Source organism: Methyloceanibacter sp. (assembly GCF_049590335.1).
In the GTDB taxonomy this organism is placed as follows: domain Bacteria; phylum Pseudomonadota; class Alphaproteobacteria; order Rhizobiales; family Methyloligellaceae; genus Methyloceanibacter.
On record NZ_JBAWCQ010000085.1, the window covers coordinates 1 to 15,760 of the forward strand.

The 15,760-nt window shown below is 61.8% G+C and carries 16 protein-coding genes, 1 tRNA gene and 2 pseudogenes; 7 read left to right on the top strand and 12 right to left on the bottom strand.

The window, feature by feature from the left end:
* Positions 1–98: 98 nt before the first annotated feature.
* Positions 99–191, bottom strand: a tRNA-Ser gene (locus WBQ77_RS06635).
* A 160-nt stretch (positions 192–351) separates the two neighbouring features.
* Here WBQ77_RS06635 and WBQ77_RS06640 point away from each other — a divergent pair.
* A complete protein-coding gene (locus WBQ77_RS06640; protein ID WP_424044542.1) occupies positions 352–1,020 on the top strand; it encodes a hypothetical protein in 669 nt (222 codons plus the stop codon).
* A 75-nt stretch (positions 1,021–1,095) separates the two neighbouring features.
* On the opposite strand, the gene WBQ77_RS06645 is transcribed toward WBQ77_RS06640, so the two are convergent.
* The 9 genes and pseudogenes from WBQ77_RS06645 to WBQ77_RS06685 all read right to left on the bottom strand — a co-directional run.
* Entirely contained in the window at positions 1,096–1,362 is a 267-nt protein-coding gene (locus tag WBQ77_RS06645) for a hypothetical protein (RefSeq protein WP_424059471.1), read from the bottom strand.
* A gap of 310 nt (positions 1,363–1,672) precedes the next feature.
* Positions 1,673–2,662, bottom strand: coding sequence for a quinone oxidoreductase family protein (locus tag WBQ77_RS06650; protein WP_424044539.1), 990 nt, complete (start codon positions 2,660–2,662; stop codon positions 1,673–1,675).
* A 22-nt stretch (positions 2,663–2,684) separates the two neighbouring features.
* Complete coding sequence (gene gatB / locus WBQ77_RS06655) at positions 2,685–4,157, bottom strand: Asp-tRNA(Asn)/Glu-tRNA(Gln) amidotransferase subunit GatB (RefSeq protein WP_424044537.1); 1,473 nt, start codon at positions 4,155–4,157, stop codon at positions 2,685–2,687.
* Positions 4,158–4,179: 22 nt separating this feature from the next.
* Positions 4,180–4,491 carry a chorismate mutase gene (locus WBQ77_RS06660; RefSeq protein WP_424044535.1) on the bottom strand — a complete coding sequence of 104 codons (312 nt, stop codon included), beginning with the start codon at positions 4,489–4,491 and terminating at the stop codon, positions 4,180–4,182.
* Positions 4,492–4,500: 9 nt separating this feature from the next.
* A complete protein-coding gene (locus tag WBQ77_RS06665; protein ID WP_424059473.1) occupies positions 4,501–4,854 on the bottom strand; it encodes a Rid family hydrolase in 354 nt (117 codons plus the stop codon).
* 39 nt (positions 4,855–4,893) lie between these two features.
* Positions 4,894–6,378: an Asp-tRNA(Asn)/Glu-tRNA(Gln) amidotransferase subunit GatA gene (gene gatA, locus WBQ77_RS06670; RefSeq protein WP_424059475.1), complete on the bottom strand. Its 1,485-nt coding sequence runs from the start codon at positions 6,376–6,378 to the stop codon at positions 4,894–4,896.
* Positions 6,379–6,384: 6 nt separating this feature from the next.
* The gene (gene gatC / locus WBQ77_RS06675; protein ID WP_424059477.1) at positions 6,385–6,672 is read right to left on the bottom strand and encodes an Asp-tRNA(Asn)/Glu-tRNA(Gln) amidotransferase subunit GatC; all 288 of its coding nucleotides are present in this window, start codon (positions 6,670–6,672) and stop codon (positions 6,385–6,387) included.
* A gap of 141 nt (positions 6,673–6,813) precedes the next feature.
* Entirely contained in the window at positions 6,814–7,515 is a 702-nt protein-coding gene (locus WBQ77_RS06680; RefSeq protein WP_424059494.1) for a metal-dependent hydrolase, read from the bottom strand.
* A 4-nt stretch (positions 7,516–7,519) separates the two neighbouring features.
* A pseudogene (locus WBQ77_RS06685) lies at positions 7,520–7,567 on the bottom strand (hypothetical protein); the annotation flags it as partial.
* Between WBQ77_RS06685 and ruvX the strand changes: the two are divergent.
* The gene (gene ruvX / locus WBQ77_RS06690; RefSeq protein ID WP_424044550.1) at positions 7,563–8,015 is read left to right on the top strand and encodes a Holliday junction resolvase RuvX; all 453 of its coding nucleotides are present in this window, start codon (positions 7,563–7,565) and stop codon (positions 8,013–8,015) included. The pseudogene WBQ77_RS06685 and the gene ruvX sit on opposite strands and share 5 nt — an antisense overlap.
* Positions 8,016–8,030: 15 nt before the next feature.
* On the opposite strand, the gene WBQ77_RS06695 is transcribed toward ruvX, so the two are convergent.
* Complete coding sequence (locus WBQ77_RS06695) at positions 8,031–8,585, bottom strand: disulfide bond formation protein B (protein ID WP_424044528.1); 555 nt, start codon at positions 8,583–8,585, stop codon at positions 8,031–8,033.
* A gap of 10 nt (positions 8,586–8,595) precedes the next feature.
* A complete protein-coding gene (locus WBQ77_RS06700) occupies positions 8,596–8,751 on the bottom strand; it encodes a DUF5993 family protein (RefSeq protein WP_424044526.1) in 156 nt (51 codons plus the stop codon).
* Between the two features lie 464 nt (positions 8,752–9,215).
* Between WBQ77_RS06700 and WBQ77_RS06705 the strand changes: the two genes are divergently transcribed.
* The 5 genes and pseudogenes from WBQ77_RS06705 to topA all read left to right on the top strand — a co-directional run bounded on the left by WBQ77_RS06705 (position 9,216) and on the right by topA (position 15,757).
* Positions 9,216–10,172, top strand: a complete 957-nt coding sequence (locus WBQ77_RS06705; protein WP_424059479.1) for an aspartate carbamoyltransferase catalytic subunit — start codon at positions 9,216–9,218, stop codon at positions 10,170–10,172.
* A 5-nt stretch (positions 10,173–10,177) separates the two neighbouring features.
* Positions 10,178–11,506, top strand: coding sequence for a dihydroorotase (locus WBQ77_RS06710; RefSeq protein WP_424059481.1), 1,329 nt, complete (start codon positions 10,178–10,180; stop codon positions 11,504–11,506).
* A 36-nt stretch (positions 11,507–11,542) separates the two neighbouring features.
* Positions 11,543–12,157: pseudogene (gene plsY, locus WBQ77_RS06715) on the top strand (glycerol-3-phosphate 1-O-acyltransferase PlsY); the annotation flags it as partial.
* 187 nt (positions 12,158–12,344) lie between these two features.
* Complete coding sequence (locus WBQ77_RS06720; protein WP_424044521.1) at positions 12,345–12,578, top strand: hypothetical protein; 234 nt, start codon at positions 12,345–12,347, stop codon at positions 12,576–12,578.
* A 506-nt stretch (positions 12,579–13,084) separates the two neighbouring features.
* Positions 13,085–15,757, top strand: coding sequence for a type I DNA topoisomerase (gene topA / locus WBQ77_RS06725; RefSeq protein WP_424059483.1), 2,673 nt, complete (start codon positions 13,085–13,087; stop codon positions 15,755–15,757).
* Positions 15,758–15,760 lie beyond the last annotated feature (3 nt).

Sequence of the window (15,760 nt, forward strand, 5' to 3'; positions counted from 1 at the left end):
TGGTATCGTCCCAGACCAATTGATGGTTGTTCGTGTGGATCGTAGGATTGCAGAGCGCCTACGCCTTCCCGGGGACGTCGGAAGATCGAGGCCAGGCCTGGCGGAGACGGGGGGATTCGAACCCCCGATACAGCTTTACACTGTATAACGGTTTAGCAAACCGCCGCCTTCAGCCTCTCGGCCACGTCTCCGCTGGACGCAAGCCTTACTGCTCTCCTTAGACTCGGTCAACACGCGCAAAGGCGGTTTCCAGCCTCGGATGTGTGCGGCGCCAGGCGCACCAGCCCCTCGTATTGATCTTTCCCACAATATGCTAGGTTCAGACAAAGAATCCTCGGGAGGATTGAACGCATGAGCGGCGGCATCCGATTCGGATGGCCTTGGCGTGTGGCGGCATGCTTCGGCGTGCTTAGTGCCGCGGCTCACTTTGCCGCAATTCCTTCCGCGCAGGCCGGCAGTGTCGAATACTGCGTTACCTGCAAAAACCCTAATGCCTCATATCGCTGCCGCCTACAGGGCAGCGGCGTCAGCCAAAGCGATGCGTTCAAACTCTACTGCGTGGTGAAAACCACCAAGGACGGCGGCCACGCGTCCTGCGCTGCGAAAAAGAACCCGGGCTGCAAAGGGGTGGTCAAAGTCTACAACTATGAGGGTCCCGGCTTGCCCGCGAACGACCCACGCCTGCGCCAGCTGAACGAGCGCGTGGAGCGGGACAATCAGGCCTTTGAGGACAAGCGGCGCGACCAGCCCAAGTCCCTGTTCGAGTTGGGCGGCCGCGCCTATGACGCATCGAAGCGTGGCTTGCAGGATTCAGGTGCGGTGATCGGTCTTGGCGGCGGCGACGCGACAATCCTTCAGGCACGCCCCCCTCAGGCAGCTCCAAGTCCTCGTGCCGCTCCAAATCCTCCGGCAGCGCGGCCTCCCGCGGCTCAGGCCGCGCCGCCCCCGCAAAAGAATTTCGCGCACCGCAGCTGGGATTGCATGGTGTCGCTCTTCCGGGAGTGCGGCAAAAACGAGTAAGGCGGCACACCCGCTTTCGCAGGCATCCCGCCCTCAAGTGCGCCGTGGCAGACCGCACCTCCTCGATATCCAACCCTAATGGGTCTGCAGCCACTCGCGCGCTTGGCGTTGCGCCTCGGAGACCTGATCCGAGGTCATTTCCCCGGCCAGTTCCACCCGATAGTCCCGTGCCGAAATGTTGCCCCGCGCCGCCGACAGATTGAACCATTTATGCGCGGTGACGAGATCGACATCGACGTCGCGCCCCGTCGCGTACAGCATTCCAAGCTCGAAGAGCGCATCCGCTCCACCGGCCTGAACCGCAGGCTCAAACTGGCAGCCCAAGACTGTTCCAAGTTCCATTCGTGCCATGACGTCCCCCGTTTTAGGCTCTTTAGAAGCGCCGCGTATCTGGCTCTCCCCTCGAAAGAAGTTTGATGCGCGGTGTTGTATTCAACGAGGATGATCATCGGCGAGGTCTTTGAAGAACGTCTGAATCGACGTGCTTAACGCAAGCTCACCAAATCTGAATCGCTTGGTAAGTTTGCTTTACGCATGACGCAAATCAGCGGGGTAAAGATTAAGAACGGCGTTTAGCAAGACTTCTTTGACCATCCGCGCTCACGCCGCGATAACCACGACCAACAAGGAGCAAAAAAAGATTTGCGCTGCGCTATGGAATGAGGACGGACGAGCCCGTGGTCTGACGGCCTTCCATGGCGCGGTGCGCCTCGGCTGCATCCTTCAGCGCGAAGGTCTGGTTCACCGACACCTTGACCGCGCTTTTCGCCAGCAGGGCGAAGAGATCGTTCGCCGTCGAAACGAGATCCTTGCGCGTGGCGATGAAGTCCCACAGCACCGGTCGTGTGGCGATGAGCGAGCCTTTCTGCGCAAGGAGGTTGATGCGAAATTCGGGACACGGTCCCGAAGACTGACCGAAGCTGACCCATAGGCCCCGGCGCTTCAGGCAATCGAGCGAGCGCGGAAACGTGTCCTTGCCGACAGAATCGTAGACCACATCGACACCTTCGCCGTCAGTATACTCATTGACCTTCTCGACGAAGTCTTCTTCCAGATAGTTGATGACATGGGTGCAGCCATGGGAACGTGCGATCAGCGCTTTGCCGGCAGACCCCACCGTGCCGATCACAGTCGCGCCGAGGGACGCCGCCCACTGACAGGCGATCATGCCGACCCCGCCGGCGGCGGCGTGGAACAACAGCGTCGTCTTGGGGGCGACTTTATAGATCTGACGCAGGAGGTATTGCGCCGTCATGCCCTTCAGCATCACGGCCGCGGCGGTTTCATCGCTCACCTCGTCCGGAATGCGGACCACGCGGTCCGCCGCGATAAGCCGCTCTTCGGCATAGCTTCCCATATGGCCGGCATAGGCCACGCGGCGCCCCACCTTGAGGCTGCGGACGCTCGCGCCAAGTGCCGTCACGACACCTGCGCCTTCGGTACCTGGAATGAATGGTAGTTCGTCCTGCGGGTAGAGGCCCGACCGCATATAAGTGTCGATGAAGTTCAAGCCGACAGCCGTCTGTTTGATGCGGACCTCGCCCGGGCCCGGATCGCCGATTTCAGCCTCCTCCCATTTGAGAGCATCCGGGCCGCCATAATCGTGCACACGGATGACATGGGTGCGGGAGACATCGGTCATGTTGTCGGCGACCCGTTTCGCACTAGTCGAGGCCGAGCTTCGACTTGAGCAAGGCGTTGACCGCTCGCGGGCTGGCCTTGCCGCCGGTCGCCTTCATCACCTGGCCGACGAACCAACCGGCTAACGCCGGCTTCTCCTTGGCCTGCTCTACCTTGTCGGGGTTCGCAGCCATGACCTCGTCGATAGCCTTTTCGATGGCGCCCGTATCGGTGACCTGCTTCATGCCGCGCGTTTCCACGATCTCGGCCGGGTCACCGCCTTCGGTCCAGACGATGTCGAAGACATCCTTGGCGATCTTGCCCGAGATGGTGCCGGCCTTGATGAGGTCGACGATACCGCCGAGCTGCGCCGACGAGATGGGGCTGTCATTGATGGTGAGACCTTCTTTGTTCAGGCGCCCGAACAACTCATTGATGACCCAGTTCGCGGCCTGCTTGGCATCGCGGCCCTTCGCTACGTCCTCGAAATAGTCCACGCTCTCCCGCTCCGACACGAGCACGTCGGCGTCGTATGGTGTCAGCCCATAGTCGGCGATGAAGCGCGCCCGCTTCTCGTCCGGAAGCTCAGGCAGGCTTGCGGCGATATCGTCGACAAACGCTTGTGTCAGTTCGAGCGGCAGCAAGTCGGGGTCCGGGAAGTAGCGATAGTCATGCGCCTCTTCCTTGGACCGCATGGAGCGCGTCTTGCCGGTCTTGGCGTCGAACAAGCGCGTCTCCTGATCAATCGTCCCGCCGTCCTCGACGATCTCGATCTGACGGCGCGCTTCGTACTCTATGGCCTGGCCGATAAAGCGGATCGAGTTGACGTTCTTGATTTCGCAGCGCGTCCCGAGTTCGTCGCCGGGCCGGCGGACCGAAACGTTCACATCCGCGCGTAAGGAACCCTGCTCCATATTGCCGTCGCAAGTCCCGAGATAGCGCAAGATCGTGCGCAGCTTCGATACGTAGGCTCTAGCCTGTTCCGATGACCGCAAATCGGGCCGCGACACGATTTCCATCAGCGCCACGCCCGAGCGATTGAGATCGACATAGGAATTCTGCGGGTGCTGATCGTGGAGGCTCTTGCCGGCGTCCTGCTCCAGGTGCAACCGCTCGATGCCCACGATGACGCGCTCGCCGCTGAGGAGATCGACAATGACCTCGCCCTCGCCCACGATCGGGTTCTTGTACTGGCTGATCTGATAGCCCTGTGGCAGGTCCGGATAGAAGTAGTTCTTCCGGTCGAAGACGGAGTAGAGATTGATGCCCGCCTTCAGCCCGAGGCCCGTACGCACGGCCTGGGCCACGCAGGTCTCGTTGATGACGGGCAGCATGCCTGGCATCGCCGCGTCGACAAGACTGACATGCGAATTGGGATCGCCGCCGAACTCGGTTGATGCACCCGAGAACAGCTTGGCATTGGACGTGACCTGGGCGTGCACCTCCAGGCCGATCACGATCTCCCAATCGCCGGTCTCGCCCGCGATCAAATTCGACTTTTCCGATTTGGCGTCCATCTTACTGACCTTGCAGGAACCGTTACTCTTTTGGCTCCGTGCTCCGGAGATTCTCTTCCTCATACTGGATGAACCAGCCAATCATTTGACGCCAAAGCGCCTCGACAAGTTCGGGTGGCAGCTCGTTTTTCTCGGCCCTCGCCCGCACCTTGTCGATGACCTGCTGGATACGCCACGGCACGGTCGCGTCCGCAGGAGCATTCTTCAACTGCCAAGCCCGGTCCACATAAGCGAAACGCTCGCAGATCAGATCGACCATCTGCTCGTCGACACGATCAATCTCGATCCGAACCTCGTCCATGGTCTGGCAATTCTGTGCCGCACGTGTCGCCATGTCCCTCTCCTATTCGGCCGTGCCAACTATCACGGCGTCGGCCTCGGTCTCGACGAGCCAATCGGGGTCTGGAAGACCCGCAATCTGCAAAGTCGTGTTGGCCGGGCGAAGTTCACCAAAGAATTCTCCGTGCACGCGGCCCACCGCCTCGAAATCGGCGATGTCGGTAAGATAGACGCGTGTGCGGACAACGTCGTTCAGACTTGCGCCCGCCTTCCCGAGCGCTTCCGAGATCGTTTCCGGCGTCGCGCGCGCCTGCACCGCCGCATCGCCGATCGCGACCGGTTTGCCGCTCGATGCCGCAGTCGTTCCAGCGACCGCGATCGAATTGCCGACACGCACCCGCACGCGAGAAGCCGACAATGTGCTCGAACGGACTGCCGGAAGAGATCAGGACCCGGCTCATGCCTTGCTCCACCAGTCCTGCGGCTTGGCCATGAACCCCGCCGCATCCTCGATCGCATGACCAACGCGAAACAGCGTCTCTTCGTCGAAGGCGCGCCCAATCACCTGAAGCCCCAAGGGCGTACCTTCCAACGACAGGCCTGCGGGCACTGAAATGCCCGGAAGCCCCGCCATGTTCACCGTCACCGTGAAGATGTCGTTCAGATACATCTCAAGTGGATCGCCGGATTTCTCGCCGGCGGCGAAAGCCGGCGCGGGCGTTGTCGGCGTCAGAATCGCATCCACGCCCTCGAAGGCCTGATCGAAGTCACGCTTGATCAGCGTGCGGACCTTCTGCGCCTTCAGATAGTATGCATCGTAATAGCCGGCCGAAAGCACATACGTTCCGATGAGGACGCGCCGCTTTACCTCGGCGCCGAACCCGGACTCGCGCGTATTCTCATACATGGAGAGCACGTCCTTGCCCGGCTCTCGCAAACCATAACGGACGCCGTCATAGCGGGCGAGATTGGAGGATGCCTCCGCGGGCGCAACAATGTAGTAGGACGGCAAGGCATATTTCGTATGCGGCAGGCTGATGTCTTTGACTGTCGCGCCGCGCTCCGTCAGCCAGACGATGCCCTGCTGCCACAGCGCCTCGATTTCAGGCGCCATGCCCTCGACCCGGTATTCCTTCGGAATGCCGATGGTCAGTCCCTTCACGTCCTGGCCGACCGCCGCTTCAAAGTCGGGCACGGGTAGATCGGCACTGGTCGCGTCCTTCGGGTCGTGGCTGGCCATGGCGCCAAGCATGATGGCCGAATCCCGCACGCTGCGCGTGACCGGGCCCGCCTGATCCAGGGACGAGGCGAAGGCGACGATGCCCCAACGCGAACAGCGCCCGTAAGTCGGCTTCAAACCGACGGTCCCGGTGAAGGCCGCCGGCTGCCGGATCGACCCGCCCGTATCGGTGGCCGTGGCGCCAAGGCAGAGACGCGCGGCGACAGCCGCGGACGATCCTCCCGAGGAGCCGCCTGGCACCAGTGGGGCATCGGAACCCTCGCGCCGCCAGGGATTGACCACGTCGCCGTAGAAGCTCGTCTCGTTGGACGAACCCATCGCGAATTCGTCGTTGTTGAGCTTGCCGAGCATGACCGCGCCCGCAGCCCAGAGATTGGCGGTGACGGTCGACTCGTAAGGTGGGGTGAAGCGATCAAGGATGTGGGAACATGCGGTGGTGCGCACATCCTTGGTGCAGAACAGATCCTTGATGCCGAGCGGAATACCCTCAAGGGCCCCCGCCTCGCCCTTGGCGATGCGCGCATCGCTGGCTTTGGCCATGTCGAGCGCGCGCTCCGGCGTCTCGAGCACATAGGCATTGAGCGCGCGATTGGCCGCCTTGATCGCCGCAAGATGGGCTTCCGTCAGCTCAACCACCGAAAACGACTTGGCGGCAAGGCCCTTACGAGCATCGGCGATGGTCAGGTCTGTGAGATTCGTCACGATGGGTTACTCGACGATTTTCGGAACGACGAAATAATGGTCGTCCTCTTGGGGCGCATTTTTGACGATATCGGTGGCACAAAAGCCGTCGGTCACTTCGTCCTTGCGCATCTTCATGGTCATGGCCTCCACCCGGGTCATGGGCACCACATCGGCCGTGTCGAGTTCGTCCAGCTGCGCCACCCAATCGAGAATGCCGGAAAGCTCAGATTCCAGCCGCTCGGCCTCCTCATCGGTAATGGCGATGCGGGCGAGGCGGGCGATACGATAGACGGTGGCACGGTCGACGGACATGGATTTGACGGTGGTTTGAGCTTGGTTTGACGGACGGTTTTAAGGCGCGATGGTCGGGAGGACGGTTGAAACCGGGGCACCCCCTGTAGCACCGCCCCGGCGGAGCGGCAACCTGGCCAACTCCCGGAAAACGCTGAAATCCTAGGCGTCGAAGAGAACGCCGACTTCCGGAACTACGATCTCGTGGTTCCCCATCGCCGCCGCGAACTTCTCGGGCGTCTGGTCGATGACCGGAAAAGTCCCGTAGTGGCAGGGAATGATCGTGTCGAAGTCGAAGAAACGCTTGCAGGCCAGCGCCGCGGCCTTGGCGCCCATCGTGTAGCGGTCGCCGATGGGCACGATGCCGATTTGCGGCTCGTGGAGCTCGTTGATGAGCGCCATGTCGGAAAAAACGTCCGTGTCCCCCATGTGGTAGAGCGTCTTGCCGCCATTGGCCGCGATCACGATCCCGCACGGGTCGCCGAGATAGACCGGCCTCCCGTCCACCATATTGGAGGACGAATGAAGCGCCGGGACGAAGGTCAGCTCGAACTCCTCGTGCGGCACCACGCCACCCGTGTTCCCGGGGTCCGTCTTTTCGACGCCATGGCTGGCGAGATAGGTCGCAAGCTCGTGCACGGCGATCAGCGTCGTTCCGGTTTCCTTGCAAATCCGCACCGTGTCGCCGACGTGATCCTCATGTCCATGGGTCAGGGCCACATGAGTGATCCCGTCGATCACATCGCTTTCGGGAATGCCCGCCTTCTCGAAGGTGGGATTGCCGGTGAGAAACGGATCGATCAGTATGCGGCTTGCGCCGAACTCAACGCGAAAACAAGAATGGCCGAACCACGTAATATTCATCATCTCACCCCTCGCGCGACTCAGTGACTATGGCACCGCCCTTTCCTATCGAAGAGTTACCGTCGAAGCTACAGCCTGGAGCACGTCTTCTTGGGTTTGACCTGGGGACTAAGACCATCGGCCTTGCGCTCTCGGACGTCACGCGCGTTATCGCAACGCCCTACGAAACGGTACGCCGAACGAAATTCACCGCCGACGCAAAGACCGTCGCCGCCATCGCCGCCAAGGAGGGCGTCGGCGGGCTTGTGATCGGGCTGCCGCTCAATCTCGACGGCTCGGAAGGGCCGAGGGCCCAAGCCACACGGGCCTTCGCCCGGAATCTCGCACCGCACCTGGATCTGCCCATGGCCTTTTGGGACGAACGACTCTCGACTGCGGCGGTCGAGCGTCACCTCATCGAGGCCGATGCTTCGCGAAAGCGCCGGGCCGAGGTAATCGACCGCATGGCCGCCGCCTACATCCTGCAAGGCGCGCTAGACCGGATGAGGACGTTTAGCTGAGCCCCCGTGCCGGCCTCAATCGTTCATATGGAAGAGTTCATAGTCGACCGGGTTCTCGGGGCAAAGCCCCGTACCGCACAACGCAAGCGTCGAGAAGATATTGGCGATCGTCAGGACGAAGAACAGAATAAGCGCAATGAATGGCAGCGCTTTCAGGCGACCTGAGATCAACTGTACCTGCGAGAATTGCCGGTCGCCGAGCAACATGAGCGCGCTGCCGAGCACGATGGCGACCGCGAAGAGAAACGCCCAGGTGTAAAGGTGAAGGCCCCATACGTCGGGACCGTAAAAGCCGGTCCCGGGGACGATATGCAGCAAGATCTGACGTATCGAAATGCCTGCGCTCGCGATTGCGCCAATGATCGTCAGTCCATAATGGCTCGGCTTAGGACCGAACACAATGTTGAGCGCAATGCCGCAACCGGCGGCGATCAGACCCGCACGTTGCAGAATACATAACGGGCACGGCAACTCGCCGAACCAAACCTGGTCGATAAACGCCATCGTAAGAACCGCGCCGATCGCGATCAGCCCGAGGGCATTCAGCAACCTGGAAAGCTCAGCTGACAAGGACCACTCCTCAGAGTTGGATGTTCAACACTTCGGTAACGTGGATGCGGAATAGGATCAGCATTGTGACAAGGCCGACCAGCCAGAACCCCACGGACATGCCGCGCTGACGCAGCCAAGCCGCCCCGATCGCGCACGCAAACAGAACAAAGGGCAAGCTCATCATGAGTGTTGCGCTCCCGATTGTCCCAAACTGCCGGCTGCCTGACAGCAAAATTGTCTAGGACGGACCAAGCTCTGCGAGGCCGTCGCTCACGTGGATTGCAGGCGCCGGCCAACGAACGATTCGCTTAGTCCTAAACTATTTGGGATTGTACCCGTCTTGACAAGCCCTCAGACGGAAGAGCCGCTGCGGCGATAGACGGATTGTGCCGCCACTATGGCGAGTCCCTGCGCCTCAATCCCAAGAACGAAGAGACGAGAAAAAAAGAGCCGAAGCCGCGGCGGCCTTGGTGAAAAAGAACTGATAGGGACAACGAAGAATCCAAATGACCTGGTTGAGCCACTCTTTTGATTCGGCGACCCTTGTTCTCATCCCGCGCCGCGGGTTTCGGCAACTCGTTGTCTCAACTAGATGGATCGAGTGGACGCTTGAAGCTTTGACGGCCGGAGCCTATACAGTGCACTTCAATGAGCATCGTGGCTGAAGCCCCTACCCCGTCTTTCCCGCATCGACACCTTCTTGGAATCGAAGGTCTGAAGCGGGACGAGATCCTGTCGTTGCTGGACTTGTCCGAGGAAGCGGCGGCGCAGAGCCGTAGGGTCGACAAGAAGAGTAGCGATCTGCGCGGCCGCACGCTCATAAACCTTTTCTTTGAAGCCTCGACCCGCACGCAAAGCTCGTTCGAGCTGGCGGGAAAGCGCCTCGGCGCCGACGTTATGAACATGTCGATCCCGACCTCGTCCATCAAGAAGGGCGAGACCCTGATCGACACCGCGGTCACGCTCAACGCCATGCGCCCCGATCTGCTCGTGGTGCGCCATCACGCGGCGGGCGCTGTCGAACTCCTGTCGCAAAAAGTCGATTGTTCCGTGATCAACGCTGGCGATGGGAGCCACGAGCACCCCACCCAGGCCCTGCTCGATGCACTGACCATCCGCCGGCACAAGGAACGCTTCGAAGGCCTCACCGTCGCGATCTGCGGCGACATCATGCACTCGCGCGTCGCCCGCTCGAACATTCTGTCGCTGAACACGCTCGGCGCCCGCGTCCGGGTGGTGGCACCCTCGACCCTCCTCGGCGCAGACGTGGATCGGCTCGGCGTCGAAGCGTTCACCTCCATGCATAACGGCTTGAAGGACGCGGATGTGGTGATGATGCTGCGGCTGCAGCGCGAGCGCATGGCTTCCAGCCTGATCCCGAGCCAGCGGGAGTATTTTCACTTCTACGGGCTCGACGCCGAAAAACTGGCGAACGCCCGGGAAGACGCCATCGTGATGCATCCGGGGCCCATGAACCGCGGCGTCGAGATCGACGCCCTCATCGCGGACAGCCCGCGCAGCGTGATCCGCGAACAGGTCGAGATGGGCGTCGCCGTGCGCATGGCGGTGCTGCAAGCTTTGGCGCGCCACCTTCCGAACGAATGACTGTGATGGACACAGAACACGAACCCGAAGCCGCCTCTCGCCCCCATCGCAAGCCCCTTGCGCTGGTCAATGCGCGGCTGATCGATCCCGCCTCGGGCCTAGATGCATTTGGCGGCCTCTTAGTCGCCAACGGCACGATTGCCGATCTTGGCATGCACATCACCGAAGGCTCCATCAAGGGCGCAGAGTCGCTCGACTGCGGCGGGCGCACGGTGGCGCCCGGCCTCATCGACATGATGGTCTTCTGCGGTGAGCCGGGACACGAGCATCGCGAGACCCTGGCCACCGCGAGCCGCGCCGCGGCGGCCGGTGGCGTCACCACCATTTGCTGCATGCCGAACACCGATCCCGTGATCGACGACGTGGCCCTGGTGGATTTCGTGCGGCGGCGCGCCCGCGACACGGCCCTGGTGCACGTCCATCCCATGGCCGCCATGACCCGCGAGCTGAAGGGCGAAGACATGGCCGAGCTCGGCCTGTTGCAGGATGCGGGCGCCATCGCCTTCACCAATGGCAAGCTGAGCGTCGCCAATGCCAAGCTGATGCGGAACGTTCTTTCCTATGCGAAGGATTACGGCGCGCTGATCGTCCATCACCCGGAAGATGCGAACCTCGCCGGAGACGGCGTCATGAACGAAGGCGAAGTGGCGACGCGGCTGGGCTTGCTTGGAATCCCGACGGAAGCCGAAACGATGATTCTCGACCGGGACATCCGCCTCGTAGAACTGACTGGCGGCCGATATCACGCGGCGCAGATTTCCTGCCGCGCCTCCCTCGACGTCATCCGATCTGCGAAGGCGCGCGGCCTGCCCGTCACCTGCGGCGTTAGCATCAATCATCTGACCTTGAACGAAAACGATATCGGCCCCTACCGCACGTTTTTTAAAATGATACCGCCGCTGCGGTCCGAAAACGATCGGCAAGCGATGGTCGAAGGGGTTGCGAGCGGCGATATCGACGTGATCGTTTCCGCGCACGATCCACGCGGAGCGGAAGGCAAACGCCGCCCCTTCGCCGAGGCCAATGATGGCGCGGTGGGACTCGAGACGATGCTGGGGGCGGGCTTGCGCCTTTTTCACAACGGCGAGATCACGCTGCACCGGCTCTTGAACGCGCTCTCGGCGCGGCCCGCGGAACTCCTAGGGCTCGCCGGGGGACGGCTCGTCAAAGGCGCGCCCGCGGATCTTGTCTTGATCGACTTGGAAATACCCTGGACCGTCGCGCACGAGGATCTCCGCTCCAAGTCCAAGAACACGCCGTTCGACGAAACCCGGTTCGAGGGACGCGCGCTGGTGACATTCGTTGCCGGGCACCCAGTCTATCACTACGGTTGACCCATACAGCCCCGAAAAGGCTGAGAGGGAGGAAGAATGCCGCCGTCTGAGGGCTGGACCGCCGTCACGCCAATCATGCTCGGCTTTTGCTTGGTGAGCTTCGTGACCGGCTATCTCCTGGGATCGATTCCCTTCGGGCTGCTTCTGACGAAACTCGCGCGGCTCGGGGACATCCGGCAGATCGGCTCCGGCAATATCGGCGCAACTAACGTCCTGCGCACCGGGAACAAGGCGCTCGCTGCCCTGACGCTCGGCCTCGACCTTCTCAAAGGAACGGCCGCCGTCCTGATCGGCGGACTGTTCGGCCCCTACGCGGCGCTCGCCGGCGGCCTCGGCGCCTTTCTCGGCCATCTCTTTCCGCTCTGGCTCGGATTTCGCGGCGGCAAGGGCGTCGCCACTTATATCGGTATCGCGCTTGGCCTTTACTGGCCTGCTGCCATCGGCTTCTGCCTCGTCTGGCTGCTCGTGGCGGTGCTGACGCGCTATTCCTCGCTGGCCGCGCTTACCGCGAGCGCGACCACCGTGCTCGGACTGGCCGTTCTTGGACGGTGGCCGATTGCCATCCTGTTTGGCTTGATGACCATGCTCCTCTACCTTCGTCATGCTGAGAACATCGGCCGGCTGCGACGGGGTGAGGAATCGCGCATTGGCGGGAGCAAACAAAAAGCTCGAAACGGGACGGCGTCTCAGCGACTCTCAACGTCTCGCCTGGCTGCGCAACGAGAATGTCTGCCGAGCGACCTCCCGGGCGCTTGTCAATCAGACCGGCGGCGCGGAGGCGGGCGACATCGTTGATGCTCTCGCCCCCATCCCCGGCAGGTCCGCCGGCGGAACCCAGATGGATCTTTCCTCAAGCGAAGACCAGGAGATCCCCCGCCCGCCTCCGGAAATTGTCCAAAGCGAACGCGGCCGAGTCCTGGAAGCCCTTGGGCCAAGTCTGATCGATATCGACGAGATCCTTCGCTGTACAGGGGTCGAGACGCGCAAGGTCCACATCATCTTGCCGGAGCTCGATCTCGCGGGACGCCTGCAACGCCATCCGCGCCAGCTCGTGTCTCTGGTCGAGCCGTGAGTCGGGTCCGAACCGTGATCCGGATCAGGCCCGACTGGCCTTTTCGGCGTTTGCCTCTTCCACCGCGGCCCCGATCAAAAAATAAAGCAAGGACATATCTTTTTGATGCGCGAGCCGCCGCATGGTCTCGAGCATAGACCCGATATGGTCGGCCACTTCCTAGCGTGAGGCGTTTTTGCGTGAGCCACCTTCCGTCGAGGCGCTTGGCTCTTTTGCCCCTGCAGAGCGCGACTTGGCACCGCCATTTCGTTTCGATCCGCCACTTTTTGTGAGCGCAGCCATATCCAAATTTCCAGAACATTGGCGGCCACGGCCCCGCGTCCGACAGAGTCTCATTTTTCCCTCTCTGCTTGCATAGCGGCAATTAATGCATGTTATAATTGCAATCGATCTCGGTCCGAATTTGACAGCGGCGGATCAAGTCACCATTTTCGCCTCGAGTTTGGGGGCCGCTTTCGAAATTTCTCCCTTGGCTGTGCGCCGCTCGCGCGGCTAGGAACATCTCAATGAACATCGTTATCGTCGAATCGCCGGCCAAGGCCAAGACCATCAACAAGTATCTCGGCTCCGAGTACCTGGTGCTGGCCTCTTATGGGCACGTGCGCGATCTGCCGTCGAAGAACGGCTCCGTTCTGCCCGACAACGACTTCGAAATGCATTGGGATGTCGATCCCAAGTCGGCAAAACGGCTCAACGAAATCGCCCAGGCGGTCAAAGGCGCCGACAAACTCATTCTCGCGACAGACCCGGACCGCGAAGGCGAGGCTATTTCCTGGCACGTGCTTCAGGTGCTTGAGCGGAAGAAGCTCCTCAGCAAGATTCCCGTCGAGCGCGTCGTCTTCAACGCGGTGACCAAGGATGCGATCCGCGACGCGATGCAAAACCCCCGCGGGATCGACGAGCCGCTGGTCAACGCCTATCTCGCCCGACGCGCCCTCGACTATCTGGTGGGCTTCACGCTCTCCCCTGTCCTGTGGCGAAAGCTTCCGGGCGCCCGGTCCGCAGGGCGTGTTCAGTCCGTCGCTCTGCGGCTCGTCTGCGAGCGCGAGCTGGAGATCGAGAAATTCGTGCCCCAGGAGTACTGGTCGATCATCACCACGCTGGCGACGACCCAGAAAGAGACCGTGGATGCGCGCCTCGTCTCGGCGGACGGGCAGAAGCTCGGAAAGTTCGACGTCCCGGATGCGGACACGGCCGGGGCCTTGAAGACCGCGCTCGAGGGTGGCCGCTACACGGTCGGCAAGGTTGAAAGTAAGGCCCAAAAGCGAAACCCCGCCGCCCCGTTCACTACATCCACGCTCCAGCAAGAAGCCTCGCGCAAGCTCGGCTTCAGCCCACGCCAGACCATGCAGGTCGCCCAGCGGCTCTACGAAGGCATGGACCTCGGCGGCACGACGGAAGGCCTCATCACCTATATGAGAACCGATGGCGTGCAGATCGTTCCCGAGGCGGTCTCGTCGGTCCGTTCGCTGGTGAGCGGCCTCTACGGGTCACGCTACGTGCCGCCCTCGCCGCGCCAATACTCGACGAAGGCGAAGAATGCGCAGGAAGCGCATGAAGCCATCCGGCCCACCGACTTCAGCAAGGCCCCCGACAAGGTCGCCCGTTATCTCCAACCTGAAGCGTTGAAACTCTACAAGCTAATCTGGCAGCGCACGCTCGCAAGCCAGGCTGCCAGCGCTGAAATCGAACGCACGACGGTGGATATCGATGTCGCAGGCTCCGACGGAAAACCCTACCGGGTCCGTGCCACAGGCTCGGTCATCCGCTTCGACGGGTTCCTGAAGATCTACGAGGAAGGCGTTGACGACGCGGTCGGCGAGGACGGTTCGCTGCCAGCGCTCTCCCAAGGCGAGAGCCTCGATCCGCGTGCCGTGGAAGCCAAGCAGCATTTCACCGAGCCGCTGCCCCGCTACTCAGAAGCGACCCTCATCAAGAAGATGGAAGAGCTTGGCATCGGCCGACCGTCCACTTACGCGGCGACGCTGAACGTGTTGCGCGAGCGCGAGTATGTGCGCATCGATAAGAAGCGGCTCTTCCCCGAAGACAAGGGCCGGCTTGTCACCGCTTTCCTCGAAAGCTTCTTCCAGCGCTACGTAGAGTACGACTTCACCGCCGACCTGGAAGAGAAGCTCGATCTCATTTCCGCCGGCTCGCTTGCCTGGAAGGACGTGCTGCGTGAATTCTGGCGCGACTTCATCGGTGCAGTGAACGAGATCGGCGATCTACGGATTACCCAGGTTCTCGACGCACTGAACGATCTGCTGGGGCCGCACATCTTTCCCGACAACGGCGACAGCAGCCCCCGCGCCTGCCCCTCCTGCAAGGAAGGCCAGCTCAGCCTGAAGGTCGGCAAGTTCGGCGCCTTCGTCGGCTGCTCCAACTATCCGGAGTGCCGCTACACACGCCAGCTCGCCGAGTCCGGAGAGAAAGCAGCGTTCGCCGACGGCAAGGTCTTGGGGCTCGATCCCGAAACGGAACTGGAGGTCAGCATACGCACGGGACGGTTTGGCCCCTATATTCAGCTCGGCGATGCCGAGGGCGGCGAGAAACCAAAGCGGGCCTCGATCCCGAAGGGAACGGATCCGGACGCGATGGATCTGCAACGGGCGCTATTGCTGCTGTCGCTCCCCCGCGAAGTCGGGGTCCATCCCGAATCCGGGAAGCCGATCATGGCCGGCTATGGCCGGTTCGGCCCCTACGTCCAGTGCGACGGCAAATATGCGAGCCTGTCGACGCCCGAAGAAGTCTTCGAGGTGGGAGCCAACCGCGCGATCGCGCTCCTGGCCGAGAAGGCCACAAAAGGAGCCCAGCGCGGCGCCAGCGTCATCAAGGAACTTGGCGAACACCCCGAAGGCGGCGGCAAGATTCAGGTGTTGAATGGGCGCTACGGTCCCTATGTCAGACACGAGAAGATCAACGCTACCATCCCGAGAGATCGCGCGCCCGAAGACCTCACCATGGACGAAGCCGTGGCGCTGATTGCCGCGCGTGCCACAACGGGCCCTGCCAAGAAGAAGAAGCCCGCGAAGAAAGCCGCCGCCAAGAAGACTGCGACGAAGAAAACTGCGGCCAAGAAAACAACAGCAAAAAAGAATCCGGCAAAGAGGAGCTCCGCAAAGAAGTCTGCGCGAAAGAGCGCCCCGTCTGAGGAGGCCGCCGACGAGGCGGCCAGCTAAGCG

Excerpts from the sequence above, each read along its gene's own strand:
- WBQ77_RS06645 (WP_424059471.1), bottom strand. The coding sequence starts at position 1,362 with ATGGAACTTGGAACAGTCTTGGGCTGCCAGTTTGAGCCTGCGGTTCAG.
- topA (WP_424059483.1), top strand. The coding sequence starts at position 13,085 with ATGAACATCGTTATCGTCGAATCGCCGGCCAAGGCCAAGACCATCAAC.
- gatB (WP_424044537.1), bottom strand. The coding sequence starts at position 4,157 with ATGGACGCCAAATCGGAAAAGTCGAATTTGATCGCGGGCGAGACCGGC.
- WBQ77_RS06720 (WP_424044521.1), top strand. The coding sequence starts at position 12,345 with ATGGATCTTTCCTCAAGCGAAGACCAGGAGATCCCCCGCCCGCCTCCG.
- WBQ77_RS06710 (WP_424059481.1), top strand. The coding sequence starts at position 10,178 with ATGGACACAGAACACGAACCCGAAGCCGCCTCTCGCCCCCATCGCAAG.
- gatC (WP_424059477.1), bottom strand. The coding sequence starts at position 6,672 with ATGTCCGTCGACCGTGCCACCGTCTATCGTATCGCCCGCCTCGCCCGC.
- WBQ77_RS06660 (WP_424044535.1), bottom strand. The coding sequence starts at position 4,491 with ATGGCGACACGTGCGGCACAGAATTGCCAGACCATGGACGAGGTTCGG.
- WBQ77_RS06640 (WP_424044542.1), top strand. The coding sequence starts at position 352 with ATGAGCGGCGGCATCCGATTCGGATGGCCTTGGCGTGTGGCGGCATGC.
- WBQ77_RS06650 (WP_424044539.1), bottom strand. The coding sequence starts at position 2,662 with ATGACCGATGTCTCCCGCACCCATGTCATCCGTGTGCACGATTATGGC.
- WBQ77_RS06680 (WP_424059494.1), bottom strand. The coding sequence starts at position 7,515 with ATGAATATTACGTGGTTCGGCCATTCTTGTTTTCGCGTTGAGTTCGGC.
- WBQ77_RS06705 (WP_424059479.1), top strand. The coding sequence starts at position 9,216 with ATGAGCATCGTGGCTGAAGCCCCTACCCCGTCTTTCCCGCATCGACAC.
- WBQ77_RS06700 (WP_424044526.1), bottom strand. The coding sequence starts at position 8,751 with ATGATGAGCTTGCCCTTTGTTCTGTTTGCGTGCGCGATCGGGGCGGCT.